The sequence below is a fragment of the Leeuwenhoekiella blandensis MED217 genome (assembly GCF_000152985.1).
GTDB classification, from domain to species: domain Bacteria; phylum Bacteroidota; class Bacteroidia; order Flavobacteriales; family Flavobacteriaceae; genus Leeuwenhoekiella; species Leeuwenhoekiella blandensis.
This window is the reverse complement of sequence record NZ_CH672395.1, coordinates 2,583,950-2,601,269: the sequence shown is the minus strand read 5'-3', so window position 1 is coordinate 2,601,269 and position 17,320 is coordinate 2,583,950. Positions and strand designations below refer to the sequence as shown.

Here is a 17,320-nt window from a genome sequence, read left to right as displayed (position 1 = left end):
TACCTATATTCTTTGCTGGCTCAGTTTGACATTTAATTTATAATCGGAATGTCAGTCTGAGCCTGTCGAAGACCTTACAAAACAACTACTTCAAATGAAAACCTATTTTGTTTATATCGTAAAATGTAAGGACAATAGCTTTTATACTGGTGTAACGAGTAATTTAGAGTTGCGCATCGATCAGCATAATTTTGGGATAAAACCTGATTCGTACACATTTAAACGCAGACCTGTCGAGTTGGTGTGGAGTGAGGGCTTTTCTCAAGTAGATCAGGCTATTTTATGGGAGAAAAAGATAAAAGGTTGGAGCAGAAGAAAGAAGATCGCACTTATAGAAAGTAATTGGGATGATTTGGTATTATTCTCAAAAAATTACACTCAGTTTGGTAATAAAATTAACGAGTAGGACCAAGGTTATGATTGCAAGAGTGAAGCGCTTCGACAAGCTCAGCGTGACAAAAACACTTTTAAGTATATCAAATGTTAGTCTGGGTCTATAAGACACTCATTATTGCCAAAAAATAATAGCACAAAAAATGGCAAAAACGTCACAAACCACTATAAATAATCCTGAAGAAAATCCTGCGCAAGAAACGCTGGATGGTGGCACATATGCTATCATTCGTGGCAGACTTCAAAAGCAAAAGCAAGAGCTGCAGGATAAGTTAACATCTTTAAACGAAGCGCGTAAGACAGTTTTTGGTTCGTTAGAGACAAAGCTTATTGCTAATGACCGCATCAGTACCGAGAACAACTGCATTGCCAGAGATATTGTTTCGCTGGGAAATACCTGTATTTTTGGTTATAACGTTCATTTTGGTTTGCGTACCGAAATTGCCCTTTCAGATGTTTTTAGTATTTATCAGTTTACCAATAATAGGTTTGAGCCGGTCACTTTAGACTTGCTCGATGATTCAACGTTTCAAACAGACTTTTCAAACCTTTATAAATATTACCGAAATACCATTTTTGCACGCTTTGCAATCATAGGCAATTACCTGCATATGGTTTTTCAGCTGAGCGAAAGTGTAACAGATATTAAGACATTTAAGTGGCTTATAAAAGAAAATGCGCTTGAGTATGTTGATAATCGCAGCGATCACGAATACCGTTTTCCGCCGCAGCATGAGTTTAAGTGGCAAGAGGTGAATCGCGATATGCATCGTTATGGTGTGCATTCTCACGTTTCAATTTTAGACAGAGTATTTGTAGAGACCATAGGTGGTGATCTTACTATTAAGATTGAAGATAATACCGAGGACGGAAAAGGTATTTTTTCTGAACCTGTAGCACATTTTGATCAGACACTGGATGATGGGCAATATCGCTTTGCAGATTTGGGCAACCTGATCGTGCTTGATATAAAACCCTTTCAAGAAACTTCACGCTATTTTGTTTACAATCATAAAATTAAGCAGGTTCATAAGATTCAAAGTATAGGTGTTGCGGCAGTTTTACTTCCAGATGATCAGGGAATTATTTTTCCTAATGGATATTACTTGCAGACCGGAGAATACAAAATCTTTGATGACGGGCATCTCGATCTAAAATTTCAGCAAAAGATCGTCTCTCCTAATGGAGAAGATTTTATGTACGTTTTTTATGAGGCAAAAGCCGGTCTCTATAAATTGATGTCGTACAACATCATCAGTCAAGAAATAAAAACTCCTATCATTTGTAGCGGTTTTACGATTCTTGAGAATGGCGAGCTTTGCTATTTTACTGCAGAAGACAATCAGACTAAACATCACGTGGTTCAAATCTGGCAAACTCCATTTTTGAAGGGAGATTTTATGCCTTCACAGCATACCGAATCGATGCTGTATAAAATAGGGAACAAGGACATTGTAAAAGCGATGGCAGAGTCGCAAGCCTTGATTACACTGCTTAATAAAGAGGATAATTATGACGGACTTTACGCTGATATTGCAAAATCGGCTAAAGATATTCAGGATTCGTATTACTGGTTAGCCGAAGAGGAAACCGAACGCTTAGATCTTCCGCTTGGCGAAATCAATAAAGCAGCTAATGCTGCGATCGATGAGTTTGAGAAAGTAACAGAATTACGTCGTCACGCCGCAGCTCAAACTAAAGCGTTACGCGAGGAAGCAGAGCAAATATTCTCTAAGATCAAGAGTTCGTCTTTTAAATCGATAAACGATTTTGTCATTCTTCTAACCCAGTTGCGCAGTCTGCGAGGGAAGGTGATTAGCCTTCGCGAAGTGCGTTATGTAAACCTTGATTTTCTAAATGAGTTAGAAGCTGAAATAGGTGAGCAAACGCAAAAAATATCTAGGCGCTGTGTTCAGTTTTTACTAGATGACAAGGCATTACAACCATATCACGATCAAGTTGCTGAGAAGAATCACCAACTTGAAGGCGTCAAGAAAGTAATTGAGGCAAAAAAGCTAGAAGAGGAAGTCAATCAAATTGCTGCAGATTTAGAATTGTTGATTGACATTGTTACCAATCTTGATATTGAAGATACTGCGCACGCTACAAAGATCGTTGACAATATTTCGTTGATTTTTGCTACCATAAATCAATTAAAAGCAGCGCTTAAAAATAAGAAAAAAGCACTCGGAAGTGCTGAAGCTCAAGCTGATTTTTCAGCACAACTAAAGCTGATTGATCAAAGCATCATCAATTATATAGATATTGCTTCAACTCCAGAGAAATGTGACGAATTCCAAAATAAGATATCTATTCAGCTTGAGGAGCTCGAAGGGAAATTCGCAGATTTTGAAGATTTTATTGCCGTCATCTTAGAAAAACGGGAGGAAGTTTATGCTGCCTTTGAAGCGCGCAAAAATGCTTTGGTCGAAAAGCGGAATAAACGCGCACTTGCTTTGCAAAATGCTTCTGAACGCATCTTAAAAGGAGTCGCTAAACGTGCTCAAAGTTTGGGATCTGCAGATGAGATCAATGGGTATTTTGCTTCTGATCTTATGATCAATAAGTTGCGGTATATCATCTTGCAGCTCAACGAACTTGAAGATAGCGGTAAAGCCGAAGAATTAGAAACTGCGCTCAAAGTTGCGCGTGAGGATGCTTTGCGCAAACTCAAGGATAAACTCGATTTGTATGAAGACGGGGAGAATATCATCCGCTTTGGGAATCATAAATTTGGAGTTAACAGGCAGCCGCTTGATCTAACTATAGTGCTTAAAGATGGCGAGCTTGCTTACCATCTTACAGGAACCGATTTTTACCAAAAACTTGACGATCCTATTCTTTTAAATTCGCGTCAGATCTGGGATCAGGAATTTGTTTCAGAAAATGATACAGTGTATCGATCAGCTTATTTAGCCTATAAAATTTATAAAGTAGCGCCTATTGATACGCTTCATGAAGCAACTGATGACGAATTGCTCAAGCTTGTGCAAGAGCATAGCAGCTCCAATTACAGTGAAGGTTATGTAAAAGGAGTTCACGATAGTGATGCTGCAAAAATCTTAAGAGTTTTAGTACAAAAGCATGTTGATCTGGGACTGTTGAGATTTAGTCCGCAGATACGTTCTTATGCGCAATTCTTTTGGAACAGCTTAGCAAGTGAAGAGCAAAACCTTTTAAATCAAAAATTGAAAGCTTCTGGCGAAGTACTACAGTATTTCCCGGAGGAAACCACTTCTAATTTTGTTGTGGAGGCTTTGGCTAAAAGAATCGAAGCGTTTTCGGTTCAAAATGAATTATTAGAAATTCAAGATGCTATTGCCACAGCCAACTATTTATTTGCTGAACTTCAAAATGATGATAGTTTTACGCGAAGCACTATTGCAGTTGAGATACAAGAATCTTTTTTAACAGACCTGAAAGAGCGCCAAGCAGATATAAAGTTTAAAACAAGCCTCGAAGCACAGGCTGATTATGAGTCTAAAATTGCTTTGGTGCGCCAATGGGTAAAAGCTTTTCTAACAAGCGAGAAAACACAGTTTGCGCTTAGTTATTTAGACGAAGCAGTATGTTTGTTGCTGTTTGATGATGAATCAGTTTCTAAAGTCAATACCATTCAGGCATCTGAGAAAATCACCGATTTGAAAGGTGATCACTCTAGCATTTCTGATGGTATTTATGAGTTTAACTTCCATTTTTTTACCCAGACTTTGCAACACTATTTTGCTGAAGCGGTACCGGCGTTTGAAGCTTTTCGTAAAGCGAAACACAAAGTTACAGAGGATTTAAAGGAAGAATTAAAACTGGAGGAATTTAAGCCGAAAGTCTTGACCTCATTTGTGCGTAATAAGTTGATTGATCAGGTTTATTTCCCATTATTCGGAGATAATTTAGCCAAGCAACTAGGGACTGTTGGAGACAAGTCACGCACAGACCGCATGGGCTTGTTACTGTTGATCTCTCCGCCGGGATATGGTAAAACCACTTTGATGGAGTATATCGCCAATCGATTAGGTTTGGTTTTTATGAAAATCAACGGTCCGGCAATTGGGCACGAGGTAACCTCAGTAGATCCGGCAGCGGCTACCAATTCCGCTTCGCGCGAAGAATTAAAAAAGTTGAATCTCGCGTTTGAAATGGGAAATAATGTAATGCTTTATCTGGATGATATTCAGCATTGTAATCCTGAGTTTTTACAGAAATTCATTTCGCTTTCTGATGGTACGCGTAGGGTAGAAGGTGTTTATAAGGAAAAGCCTAAAACTTATGATCTTAGAGGGAAAAAGTTTTGTGTGATTATGGCGGGTAACCCGTACACAGAAAGTGGTGCTAAATTTCAAATCCCGGATATGTTGGCCAACCGGGCAGACATTTACAATTTGGGAGATATTATTGGCGATACCGAAGATCTTTTCAAACTGAGTTTGATAGAAAATGCATTGAATGCAAATCCAATTCTTCAGCAATTGAGCAGTAAAAATTTTGACGATGTATATACGTTGCTTCAACGTTTAGAAACCGGCAATGAAGAATTGCAATTGAAAGGCAATCACAGCAGCAGAGAACTGGAAGAGTATACTTTGATCTTGAAAAAAGTATTAAAAATCAGGAACACAGTTCTTAAAGTGAACGCAGCTTATATTAAATCTGCAGCGATGGACGACGCATACCGAACCGAGCCTGCTTTTAAACTGCAAGGCTCCTATCGTGATATGAATAAATTGGTAGCTAAAGTGGTGCCGGTTATGAATGAAAACGAGTTGCAAACCCTGCTGTTATCACATTATGAAAGCGAGTCGCAGACCTTGACTGCAGCTGCCGAAGCAAACCTTTTAAAATATAAGGAGCTTACCGATAATTTAGAGGAAGAGGAAATTAAACGTTGGACAGCTATAAAGGAAACATTCGTTAAAAACAACAAGCTCAAAGGCTTTGGAGATGCAAACGAAATGGCTCAGTTACTCGCGCAACTCATGCAATTTTCAGATAATCTTGAAGGAATCAAAAATGTTTTACAACAAGGCTTTCTTAAAAAGGATTAAGACTTTTTGATTACACGCTTAATATCTTTTTTGTATTTATCAGCATACACAACAGCATAATAGCCAAACTGCATAGCACTCGTAAATAGGAAAAATCGTTTAATTAGTTTTCTTGGTTTCATAGTAATGGTTTTTTTAAGGATAACCATTGTTAAGAGCTTTGTGGGTTAAAGAATTCTTATTTTTAGGGCTAAAGGATAAAAATCAACTTCATGAAACCAGAAATACTAGAAATTGAACCCCGCAAGATCATCGGGAAATGTGTTACGACGACCTTATCGTTTGACGATACTGCTGCTTTATGGCAAGATTTTATGAGTAGACATAAAGAAATAAAAAATTGTGTAGATTCTGGTTTTTACTCAATGCAGGTATATCCTTCTGGTTTTAAGGTGGAGGAATTCACGCGAGAAACCGAATTTGAGCGTTGGGCTGCTGTTGAGGTTACAGATTTTGATACAGTACCCGAAGGAATGCAAACCAAAACCATTGCCGGTGGTTTGTATGCGGTTTTTACGCACGTGGGGCCCGTAAAAGAATTTGTAGAAACTTCAAATTATATTTACGGTACTTGGCTTCCCCAATCGGGTTACAAGCTGGATAAGCGGGCACACTTTGAACGCTTGGGAGAAAAATACTACGGCCCAGAGCACCCGGAATCTGAAGAAGAAATATGGTTACCTATTCAGCTGAAATAAGCTTAAACTAGCGGTGGTGATACGGTTCGTTGCGTAAAATCGTAAAGCCACGATAGATTTGTTCTGTAATAAAAAGCCGAATCATTTGATGTGAAAATGTCATTTTTGATAAAGAAACTTTGCCTTGAGCTTTGGCATATACCGCTTCAGAAAAACCATAAGGACCACCAATAACAAAGACCAAAGTCTTAATACCACTATTCATTTTTTTTTGAAGATAGTCGGCAAATTTTACGCTGTTCAATTCTTTACCATTTTCGTCAAGTAGAATTAATTGGTCTTGCGCTGTGATCTTGTTCAGTATAAGTTCGCCTTCTTTTTCTTTTTGTTGTTCTTCAGAAAGGTTTTTGGTCTTTTTAAGATCTGGGATGATCTCCAGTTCAAAGTTTACATAATGTTTTAAACGTTTGGTGTAAACCGAAATAAGCGCCTCGAGATTACGATCATCGGTCTTTCCTATACAAAGCAGTTTTATATTCATAGTTCAAAATTACATTATTTCAATTTTGAGTGCTTTAGAAAAGCATATATCTTCACGATATTTGCAAGGCTGTGTTGTAAATTAACCAGCTGAAAATCTAACTTAGTAAAAACGACACAACTTTATGATTTCTGAAGCAAAGCTGAATGAAGAAATAGAAGGTATCATCGCCAATGCCATTCGAGAAGATGTTGGTCCCGGAGATTACAGTTCATTGGCCTGTATTCCTGATACAGCTCAGGGAAAAGCCAAGCTTTTGGTTAAAGAAAAAGGAATCATTGCAGGCGTTGCCTTTGCTCAAAAAGTTTTTGCTTACGTAGATGAAACTCTAGAAGTCGAGGTTTTGATACAAGATGGGGCAGAAGTTAAAGTAGGAGATATTGTACTTTATGTTTCTGGTAGTTCTCAAAGCATTTTAAAAGCCGAACGTCTCGTTTTAAATGGGATGCAGCGTATGAGTGCAATAGCAACTAAAACAAATGCCTATACCGAACTTCTTCAAGGAACCAAAGCAAAAATTTTAGATACTAGAAAAACCACGCCGGGTTTTCGTGCATTAGAAAAAATGGCGGTGAAAATTGGTGGAGGAGAAAATCACCGTTTTGCCCTTTACGATATGGTGATGCTTAAAGATAATCATATTGATTTTGCCGGCGGAATTCCAGAGGCGATCGCAAAAACAAAAACCTATTTAGCTGAAAATGGTCTTGATTTAAAAATAATTGTTGAAGCCAGAGATTTGGCCGAAGTGGAAGCTATTTTAGAAGCAGGCGGTGTATATCGGATTCTATTAGATAATTTCAATTATGATGACACGCGCACGGCAGTAACAATGATAGGTGATCAATGCTTAACGGAATCTTCTGGGAATATTAATGAATATACGCTGGCGGAGTACGCTAAATGCGGTGTAGATTATATTTCTAGCGGCGCGTTAACGCATTCGGTTTATAATATGGATTTAAGCCTAAAAGCAGTTTAATGGCTGAAGAGTGGGACGATAAGTTAAAAACGATTCCATTTTTGCTTCCAGTAGTCAAATGGGCAAAGGGAGTGATCCTTCCCGGTTTTGAAGGCTTGTCTCTATATGATTTTTGGGAAATGTATGCCGTAGGTATCTTAAAAGGTACTTTTGCAACAAGAGCCAGCGCGATTGCCTTCAGCTTTTTTATGGCGCTTTTTCCATTCTTTTTATTTGTGCTCAACCTTATTCCGTATGTTCCTATCAACGGATTTCAAAGTGACTTTTTATCCTTTATCAATAATCTATTACCACCGCAAACTCAGGAGTTTTTTGACCCGATCCTTTTGGATATTGCAGCAAACCAGCGTGGCGGACTTCTATCTTTCACTTTAATCTTTGCTATTTTTTTAATGGCCAATGGTGTCAATGCCATTTTCACCGGGTTTGAATATAGTTTTCACTCCATCACAAACCGAAGTATAGTAAAACAATATGCTGTGGCGCTTGGGGTTTCTATAATGTTGGCACTGTTGTTGTTACTTGTGGTAATAGCGGTGCTTTATCTTCAGATTACTATAAGTGAGTTGAAACGACGCGGCATCGTTAATGAAGATAATTTGTGGATATCACAATTGGGAAGTTATATCGCTTTGATCGTTTTGATTTATACTGTGGTGGCAACCTTGTATTACTTCGGAACAAAAGAAGGGAAAGACACTCGTTTTTTATCAATAGGAGCGACATTAACTACATTTCTGTTTATTGTGACCACGTATTTGTTTGGCGTGTACATCAATAATTTCGCCACGTATAATCAATTATATGGTTCTATTGGAGCGTTGTTGATTATGATGGTATATATCTGGCTCAATGCAAATTTGTTGCTTTTAGGCTTCGAACTCAACGCGAGTTTGTATCGATTAAAGCGCAGAAGGGATTATAAAAAATCTCAATTATCTTCAAAATAATTTTAGGATAGTTGAAAATATCTTATTATTGATAAGTTTAATTTGATAAATAAAAATTTAATAACCCCTCAAATAACGAATATGAAAAAATTAAGTGCTTTTTTAGTTGTGATGCTTGTTTGTACAGCTGGGCTATTTGCTCAGGATGTGACGGGAAAATGGAAGACTATTGATGATGAAACAGGTGATGCAAAATCTATTGTTGAGATCTACAAGCAAGACGGTAAGGTTTATGGTAAAATTGTTGAAATTTTAAATAAAGACCGTCAAGATGCAAAATGTGTAGATTGCCCGGGAGCAGATAAAGGCAAGCCTATCAATGGTCTTGTGATCATTAAAGGTCTTGAGAAGGATGGTGATGAGTATAATGATGGGAAAATCTTAGATCCGCAAAGCGGAAAATTATACAAGTGTCTTATCGAACTTGAAAAAGCAGACAAGTTGAAAGTTCGTGGCTATATAGGTTTCTCTTTAATAGGAAGAACGCAATACTGGCACCGTGTAAAATAAAAGCGATATACTTCAAAACACAGGCTGTTTCTAATTCTTGAGACAGCCTTTTTTTTATCTTTACCCTCGTGTATTTTGTTGATGTAATCTTACCCATTCCTGTCGAAAATGCGTTTACGTATCGCATTAGTGAGACCGAATATGCTTTTATCAAACCGGGGATGCGGCTTGCTGTGCCTTTTGGAAAAAGTAAAATTTATACAGCCCTTGCTATTAGCGTTCATCAGATCGAACCGCGCATTTATGAAGCCAAAGAGATCGAGCAGATTTTAGATGAAACACCGGTCGTAAACCTAGCCCAATTGAATTTCTGGAAATGGATGGCGCAGTATTACATGTGTACATTAGGTGATGTAATGCGTGCAGCCCTTCCAAGAGCGTTTTTATTAGAAAGTGAAAGTATAATCAAGCGTATTTCAAAGACGCCTATTGAACCCCATCTAGATGCTATTGATGAGGATGGTCTTGCTATACTCAACGCTTTTGAAGGAAATTCAATTTTAAGAATCAGTGAGGTGATGCAGGTGCTCAATAAAAAGAAAGTGCTTCCTAGCATCAATAAATTGATAGATCTTGATCTGGTTGCTCTTGATCAAGAGATTTATGAGGCCTATAAACCTAAACTGGTTAAGTATGTTCGGCTTGCCCCAGCGTATAATGAAGAAGAAAAAATGCACGAAGCGCTTGACGAATTAAGTAGAGCCCCGAAACAACGGGAACTTTTACTCAACTATTTTACGCAAACTGCGCGTTCCCCAAAACCGATAAAAGCAAAGGAACTACAAGAGCAAAGTGAAGCATCATCAGCACAGCTTAAGGCTTTGGTCGAAAAGGGAATTTTTGAGATTTATAAAATTCAGAAAGATCGCATCAATTACAGTGGTAAAGAAGATAGCCCGATTAAGACACTTAACGAGAATCAAGAGCAAGCTTTAGGCGAAATAAAAACCTCCTGTCAAAATCACGATGTCTGTTTATTGCACGGGGTAACGGCTTCTGGAAAAACGGAAGTATACGTTAATCTTATTAAAGAATATCTGGCTGAAGGAAAACAAGTACTTTATTTATTACCTGAAATTGCTCTTACAACACAACTCGTAGCGCGCTTGCAAGAGTATTTTGGAAATCAATTATCTGTTTATCATTCTAAATATTCAGTTCACGAACGTGTTGAAGTATGGAATAATGTCTTACATCACGAATCTAAAGCGCAATTGGTTTTAGGAGCGCGTAGTGCGCTTTTTCTTCCGTTTGAAAATCTCGGACTTGTTGTTGTTGACGAGGAGCATGAAAGCAGCTACAAGCAATACGATCCAGCACCGCGTTATCAAGCCAGAGATGCGGCCATTGTATTGGCACATCAGCAAAATGCAAAAGTTTTGTTGGGTTCTGCGACCCCGGCCTTAGAAACATTTTACAATGCGAGTATCGGTAAATACGGACTTGTAACTATGAACAAGCGTTTTGGAAATGTTTTAATGCCCGAAAACAGCATAATCGATATTCAAGAAAAACATCGCAAAAAACGGATGACCGGTCATTTTAGCGATGATCTGCTCCGGGCAATTACCGATACCTTAGAACTTGGAGAGCAGGTGATCTTGTTTCAAAACCGAAGAGGCTATTCACCTATTGTGGAGTGTAACACTTGTGGTCACGCACCGCAGTGTCCTAATTGTGACGTAAGTCTAACGTATCACAGGCATCGTGGGCAGTTGCGTTGTCATTATTGTGGTTATCATATCGCGATGCTTCAAAAATGTATGGCTTGTGGTAGCGAAGAGCTGGATACTAAAGGTTTTGGAACAGAACAAGTGGAAACTGAGCTCAAAGAATTATACCCTGAGCATAATATAGGCCGAATGGATTCTGATACGACGCGGGGTAAACACGGCTTTGAGAAGATTATAACGGCTTTTGAGCAGGGCGAAATTGACATTCTTGTAGGAACTCAAATGCTTACAAAAGGACTGGATTTTAGAAATGTGACCCTTGTAGGAATTCTCAACGCAGATAGTATGCTTAACATTCCGGACTTTAGAGCACATGAAAGAAGCTTTCAGTTGATTCAGCAGGTGTCGGGTAGGGCAGGACGTACAGCGAAACGTGGTAGAGTGTTGATTCAAAGCTTTAATCCGCATCATCAGATTTTGCAGCAAGTGTCTATGAATGCTTATGAAGCGATGTATCACGAGCAACTCGAAGAGCGGCATATTTATAAATATCCGCCATTTTGTAGATTGATTAAAATCACGATGAAGCATCGTGATTTTCAGAAGATTGAAGAGGCTTCGGTATGGATGGGACAAGCGCTTAAGAATGTATTTAGAGATCAGGTTTTAGGCCCAGAGCCTCCGCCGGTTTCCCGAATTCGTAATGAATATTACCGCAATATTCTCATCAAAATTCCACGGAAACAAAGTCTGGAGAAAACAAAGAAAGCGATACTTAAAGTGCGTACTACATTTTCAAGTATTTCTCAATTTAGAAGTGTGAAGATAGTACTGAATGTAGATAACTATTGATCAAAAAAAATCCTGCAAATTGCAGGATTTTTTTTGATTCGCAAATCAATGGAGATTAGCTAGATAAAGCTTCCATCAATTTTGTTTTCTTATGTCTACTCAATGGAATTTTATCTCCCTCGATCTCAATATTTCTACTGTTATATTTTTCAACCTTGTCCAGATTGATAATATAGGATTTATGGATTCGCATAAAACGCTCTGCAGGTAATTGCGCCTCAAAGGCTTTCATCGTTGATAATACAATGATAGGCTCATTATAAGTGACTAATTTTACATAGTCACCGAGTGCTTCAATAAACTTGAGATCATTAAGAAAAACCTTTTTCTTCTTAAGATTACTTTTTACGAAGATATAATCATCATCCTCTACATTGCCTTCAGTTTTAAGACGATGTAGATTGATAGCTTTATGAACGGCATTCAGGAAGCGATCTTTGGTAAGAGGCTTTCTTAAATAGTCTATAGCGTTATAGTTGAAGGCTTTGTAAGCATATTTTGTTTTACCGGTAACAAAGATGATTTGTGGTTTATGTACCAGATCATCAAGCAAATCAAAACCGGTTAGAATAGGCATTTCAATATCAAGGAAGATAAGATCAACCTTGGTTTCTAATAGACCGTTTTTAGTTTCGATTGCGTTGTTGTATTGTGCGGCTAATCGTAAATTAGGATGATCTTTGATCATCTTTACGATAGCGAGACGTTGTAAACTTGAATCATCGACAACGGCACAATCTAAAATTAATTCTTCCAAAGGTTAAGTTTTGAGATAGCGTTAGTTTACCAAAACTACTTACAATATATGTATTAACCAACTTTTTTGTGTAGTTCATCGATATTTTTTCCTGAATTTTCACTTGTATTAAAAAATACCGAGTAAATGGTCGATTTAAAGGAGATCTGTTTTGTTGTATGAAAAATTAAAGTTACTTTTGCACTCATTTTTTTAATAAACTATTTTTATGAATCATTACGAAACTGTTTTCATCTTGAATCCCGTTTTATCTGATGACCAGGTAAAGGAAACAGTAAAGAAATTTGAAGATTTTCTTGTTTCAAACGGTGCCAAGATGATTTCTAAAGAAGATTGGGGGCTTAAAAAATTAGCTTACGCAATCCAGAACAAAAAGAGTGGTTTTTATCACTTATTTGAATTTACGGTACCAGGAGAGGTTATCGCAAACTTTGAACTTGAGTTTAGACGTGACGAGCGCGTTATGCGTTTCTTAACGGTTAAGCTTGACAAATATGCGATCGAGTGGGCTGAAAAACGTAGAAAACGAAATAAAGAAAAAGCGTAATTATGGCATCATCTATAGAGCAACAAGCAAAAGCGAAAAAAGATGGGGAAATCAGATATTTAACTCCGTTAAATATTGAGACCTCTAAGACAAAAAAATACTGCCGTTTTAAGCGTTCTGGTATTAAGTATGTAGATTATAAAGATGCAGATTGGTTAGCGTCTTTTGTAAACGAGCAAGGTAAATTGTTACCACGTCGTCTTACCGGTACTTCTTTAAAATACCAGCGTAAGGTAAGTGTGGCAGTAAAACGTGCACGTCACTTAGCACTTATGCCATACGTAACAGATTTATATAAATAAAAACTAGATAAGAGATGGAAGTTATACTTAAAAAAGACGTCGATAATCTAGGATTTGTTGACGATTTAGTAACTGTTAAGAATGGTTACGGAAGAAATTACTTGATTCCTCAAGGATATGCAGTACTTGCAACTCCTTCTGCTAAAAAAGTATTGGCAGAGAACTTAAAGCAACGTGCGTATAAAGAGAAGAAAGTGGTTGATGCTGCAAACGCTCAAGCTGCTAAGTTAGAAGGTTTAGAAATTAAACTTACTGCAAAAGCTGGAGAAGCTGATAAACTATTTGGTTCTATCACAGATGCAGATCTTTCTGATGCATTAGCAAAAGAAGGTGTAGAGATCGACAAAAAATACATCACTATCGCTGGTGGTAACATCAAGCGTTTAGGACAGTACGAAGCAAGCCTTCGTTTTCACCGTGATGTAGTGAAAAATTTCACATTTGACGTTGTAGCAGAGGCATAAGCCTTACACAATACAGTAAAAAGCTTTCGTTTACGCGGAAGCTTTTTTTATTGGCATTTCCGAAGGAGTTTAATACACTTAGGCCTGCCAGTAAATCGAAAATTCATTCCAACAAACGCCTCTCGGGTTTGCCCTGAGGTAGTTTACTTCTAAAAACTCAGCATATGAAGTACATCAGACTTTCAAAAGAGCAATTAGATGAAATGCACCAAGAGTTCATTAACTTTTTGGCAGCACAATCGATCACAGCAGATGAGTGGGAAGATATCAAAAAAAATCAGCCGGAAACTGCAGAACAAGAGCTTGACGTTTTTAGCGATCTGATTTGGGAAGGCGTTCTTGCTAAGGTGAAATATCTTGAGCATTTTTCTCCACAACATATGTTCTTATTCAAAGTAGGTGAGCTCAAAATCAGTATGATCTCTATCGAGGTTGAAAATAAGGGTGTAGATATTACAACTCCACAAGGATATAAGTGGCTTCAGGATAATTTTATGAAGGATGAAGTAAATCTCTACAGCTCAAGTAAATTGCTTTCTGAAGATCGTAACAACGATATTTTTGTACTTATCAGGCAAGGAGCCAATATTACTCAAGGAGACTTATACCAATGGTTTGAAAAATTTGTAGAGGTAGAGTAAACAGATAGCTAGCACTGAAATGTTTTAAAGAAAGCCGCTTGGTAATAGAAACTGAGCGGTTTTTTTTGAGTTAAATTTGAAAGTGTCTCTAGGGCAGGAAAGTACAGGTTAGAGTATTTTTTAAGCTTAAGTATCTTGAAGCACTAATTTTAATAATATGTCGTTTCAGAGGTTTATAGAATATAAAATAGTACTGGTTTGTCTTTTTTTTGGTTTTATTACGAAATCGATTGCGCAGGTAGGCTGGGTAGGTAACGTTGATCAAGATTTTTATAATGTTGACAATTGGGATGATTCAAGTGTAGATTTCTTAAACCTGCAGGCTACTACTCTAATTATTAATGCGGGTAATCCTTATGACCCGATACAAAATGGTGGAAGTGCAGGAGATATAAACAGAAGGCCGGGAGCTTTGGATATTGCCAATGGTGGTAAATTTACAGTGCAAGGAGCGCTGTTACCATGGAGTAGTAATTACATTAACGGACAACTGATTATAAATGAGCCTGGATATCTCAACATACGAAGCTTTGTTTTTATAGGAAATAATTCTAACGGAAGTTTAGAAGTCAATGGAGGCAGATTTGAAAGCAAGAATGCTCTTTTTGTGGGAAGAGGAGCTTCGGGCAATGGTAGTGTTTCTATTCTTGGAGGCATTTGTTATGTAGGAGCTACCCTTGAAGTAGGTTCAGATGAAACCACTACTGTGGGAACTGTTCTTATTGATGGCGGGAGGCTGGAGGTAGCTTCAGATGTGCGTATCGGGGATAATGGAAAAATAACAATTAACGGAATTGGCGCTTTAGTGGTAAATGGCGATAATCAAACAGCACTTCAAAACCTTGTTGATACAGGAAAAATAGTTACCGATGAGGATACGGCTCTAGAAGTCAATTTTGATGGGAGTCAGACCATTGTTGCTATTCCGAGGGATGAGAATAGAATGGTTCAAGAGTACGCAACTTATATCTTATTAAAAAACGAATTTGTTGAAGCAAAGATTGATAAAAGTTCTTCAGACTTACTTTCTCTAGTTATAAACGGCACAGAAACCCTTTCTCAAAGTGGTAGACGCATCGGTGGTTATTATGATTTTCAGACTTCCTATGGTTTTGAACGTGTAACGGGTACCAGCTTTTCTATAAAAGAAGAGACCGAGGATTATGTTGATATTTCCTTTTTAAGAACATACGAACCCGGAGTTAGAAACACTCCTGCCGATGCAGACATTCATTATGTCCTAAAAAAGGGAGATACGGGATTGTACACATATTCTGTAATTCATCATAAAGCAGAGTATCCTAGTTTTGACTTAGGCTCCTGGAGGCAGGTATTGTGGACGGCTCATGAAGATGGAATTTTTCAATTTGAGAATATTTATGTAGATTCAATTAAAAATTGGCAAATGGCTTCATATGCCGATAATGAGAATGCTGAACCTACCACTATTCCCGAAATCATAAAACTAGTAACCGGTGTACGCGCCGGTATGTATGATGGAAAATATCAATATACCGAAGAATTGATGGAGCTGCCGGCCTGGGGGTTTACGAGCGATAAGAATAAAATGGGTTTATGGGCTGTGATGGGAAGTCATGAGTTTTATAATAGCGGTCCTACGCATCACGATTTAAATTCCGCAGCAGGTATAATTCATGTGTTATTAAACGGACTCCATTATAACTCTAGAGGCATGGTAATTCCAGAAGGGCGCGATTGGAATAAGGTTTATGGGCCCTACTTGATTTATATGAGCTCAGGAGAAACGGCAGAAGCCAATTGGCAAGATGCAAAAGCCAGAGCTGCTCAAGAAAAAGCTGCTTGGCCATACTCGTGGTTGACCAATACCCCAGAATATCCATTGCAAGATGCTCGTGGTGCTGTTGCTGGTAACTTCAATATAATAGATGTGGAGAAAGATAATGTGAATGGCGCAAATGCTTGGGTGGGAGTAACACAACTTAGCTCGAGAAGTGATGGCGATTGGCAGTTTGAAGAAGAAAATTATCAGTATTGGACACGTGCTGATGATGATGGGAACTTCTTAATCGAAGACATTCGGCCTGGAGATTATACGCTTTTTGCTTTTAATGATGGAGCCATTCAGGAATTTAAAAAGGAAAACATCAGGGTCGAAGCTTCAAACGTGACTCAGCTTGGTAATTTAGAGCTTGAGATACCACGAAATAATGGTAATTTGATATGGGAAATAGGAGTGCCTAATAGAACTGCTGAAGAATTTGTTTTGGGGCATTTACGTTACTCAGAAGGATTTATCCAAGAGAATTTTCATGAGTTATTCTCAGAAACCATAGAATATAATGTTGCAGATAATAATTGGGACGAGGTGTTGCCTTATGTACATTCTTCTTATTTTGACGCAAATGACAATCGCTCCCGTTGGGATTGGAATATTAACTTTGAGATACAAGGGGAAATTCCTAATTCAGGTAACGCAACACTCACCATTGCCTATGCCAGTACAGATCACGCGCAACAGTGGTTGTACATCAACGGTGAAAGTGCTCCTTCCATAACTTTTTATCCCCCCAACGGAGGAGGTAATGCTTTCCTAAGGCAAAGTGATCACGCAAAATATGCCGTTCAAACGGTAGAAATTCCTTATAGCAAATTACGTGAAGGAATGAATACAATAAAGTTTGTAATGCCTTCCACTTCGAGTGGTGTTAACCATCATATGTACGACTATATAAGTTTTGAAGGAGAATTTGAGTCGGTTTTAAGTGTAGAGGACCATAAGGTAAGTGCTAAAAGAGTCAGCCTTTTTCCTAATCCCGCAACAAATTACACTACGATAAATATGGAGGGAGAAGAGTATCTCGAAAAACCAGAATTAGCGCTATTTACACTTAACGGTAAAAAAGTTGTTGAGGATAAAAATCCAGAACGCATAGCAGGTAAATTAAAACTATATTGGAATCAGGATTTAACCACTGGTGTTTACATTCTTCGCATTAAAGACGGTACGGTCACACGCTACAAAAAGCTATTTATTAAGTAGCTTACA

General features: G+C 38.0%; 14 protein-coding genes. 12 read left to right on the top strand and 2 right to left on the bottom strand.

Going from position 1 to position 17,320, the window contains the following annotated elements; all coding sequences use genetic code 11:
• The first annotated feature begins 94 nt into the window (after positions 1–94).
• The 3 genes from MED217_RS11210 (at position 95) to MED217_RS11200 (ending at position 6,133) form a co-directional block, all read left to right on the top strand.
• Positions 95–406 carry a GIY-YIG nuclease family protein gene (locus MED217_RS11210; RefSeq protein WP_009780639.1) on the top strand — a complete coding sequence of 104 codons (312 nt, stop codon included), beginning with the start codon at positions 95–97 and terminating at the stop codon, positions 404–406.
• Between the two features lie 130 nt (positions 407–536).
• The gene (locus MED217_RS11205; protein WP_009780638.1) at positions 537–5,435 is read left to right on the top strand and encodes a DNA repair ATPase; all 4,899 of its coding nucleotides are present in this window, start codon (positions 537–539) and stop codon (positions 5,433–5,435) included.
• 212 nt (positions 5,436–5,647) lie between these two features.
• On the top strand, positions 5,648–6,133 hold the full coding sequence (locus MED217_RS11200; RefSeq protein WP_009780636.1) for a GyrI-like domain-containing protein: 486 nt from the start codon (positions 5,648–5,650) through the stop codon (positions 6,131–6,133).
• A gap of 7 nt (positions 6,134–6,140) precedes the next feature.
• Here the strand turns inward: MED217_RS11200 and rlmH are convergent, their stop codons facing one another.
• The gene (gene rlmH, locus MED217_RS11195; protein ID WP_009780635.1) at positions 6,141–6,614 is read right to left on the bottom strand and encodes a 23S rRNA (pseudouridine(1915)-N(3))-methyltransferase RlmH; all 474 of its coding nucleotides are present in this window, start codon (positions 6,612–6,614) and stop codon (positions 6,141–6,143) included.
• Between the two features lie 124 nt (positions 6,615–6,738).
• On the opposite strand from rlmH, the gene nadC reads away from it, so the two are divergent.
• From nadC to priA, 4 genes are all read left to right on the top strand, one after another.
• Complete coding sequence (nadC, locus tag MED217_RS11190) at positions 6,739–7,596, top strand: carboxylating nicotinate-nucleotide diphosphorylase (RefSeq protein ID WP_009780634.1); 858 nt, start codon at positions 6,739–6,741, stop codon at positions 7,594–7,596.
• Positions 7,596–8,546: a YihY/virulence factor BrkB family protein gene (locus MED217_RS11185; RefSeq protein ID WP_009780633.1), complete on the top strand. Its 951-nt coding sequence runs from the start codon at positions 7,596–7,598 to the stop codon at positions 8,544–8,546. The genes nadC and MED217_RS11185 overlap by 1 nt, the downstream gene beginning before the upstream one ends.
• 81 nt (positions 8,547–8,627) lie before the next feature.
• Positions 8,628–9,056, top strand: a complete 429-nt coding sequence (locus MED217_RS11180) for a DUF2147 domain-containing protein (RefSeq protein WP_009780632.1) — start codon at positions 8,628–8,630, stop codon at positions 9,054–9,056.
• 68 nt (positions 9,057–9,124) lie between these two features.
• Positions 9,125–11,581: a replication restart helicase PriA gene (gene priA, locus MED217_RS11175; protein WP_009780631.1), complete on the top strand. Its 2,457-nt coding sequence runs from the start codon at positions 9,125–9,127 to the stop codon at positions 11,579–11,581.
• A gap of 55 nt (positions 11,582–11,636) precedes the next feature.
• Here priA and MED217_RS11170 read toward each other — a convergent pair whose 3' ends face one another.
• Positions 11,637–12,338, bottom strand: a complete 702-nt coding sequence (locus tag MED217_RS11170) for a LytR/AlgR family response regulator transcription factor (protein ID WP_009780630.1) — start codon at positions 12,336–12,338, stop codon at positions 11,637–11,639.
• A 208-nt stretch (positions 12,339–12,546) separates the two neighbouring features.
• Here MED217_RS11170 and rpsF point away from each other — a divergent pair, with 208 nt between their 5' ends.
• From rpsF to MED217_RS11145, 5 genes are all read left to right on the top strand, one after another.
• Positions 12,547–12,885 carry a 30S ribosomal protein S6 gene (rpsF, locus tag MED217_RS11165; protein WP_009780628.1) on the top strand — a complete coding sequence of 113 codons (339 nt, stop codon included), beginning with the start codon at positions 12,547–12,549 and terminating at the stop codon, positions 12,883–12,885.
• 2 nt (positions 12,886–12,887) lie between these two features.
• Entirely contained in the window at positions 12,888–13,187 is a 300-nt protein-coding gene (rpsR, locus tag MED217_RS11160) for a 30S ribosomal protein S18 (RefSeq protein ID WP_009780627.1), read from the top strand.
• 14 nt (positions 13,188–13,201) lie between these two features.
• Complete coding sequence (gene rplI, locus MED217_RS11155; protein WP_009780626.1) at positions 13,202–13,651, top strand: 50S ribosomal protein L9; 450 nt, start codon at positions 13,202–13,204, stop codon at positions 13,649–13,651.
• Between the two features lie 164 nt (positions 13,652–13,815).
• The gene (locus MED217_RS11150) at positions 13,816–14,292 is read left to right on the top strand and encodes a DUF6495 family protein (RefSeq protein ID WP_009780625.1); all 477 of its coding nucleotides are present in this window, start codon (positions 13,816–13,818) and stop codon (positions 14,290–14,292) included.
• Positions 14,293–14,449: 157 nt separating this feature from the next.
• On the top strand, positions 14,450–17,314 hold the full coding sequence (locus MED217_RS11145) for a polysaccharide lyase family protein (protein WP_009780624.1): 2,865 nt from the start codon (positions 14,450–14,452) through the stop codon (positions 17,312–17,314).
• Positions 17,315–17,320: the final 6 nt, after the last annotated feature.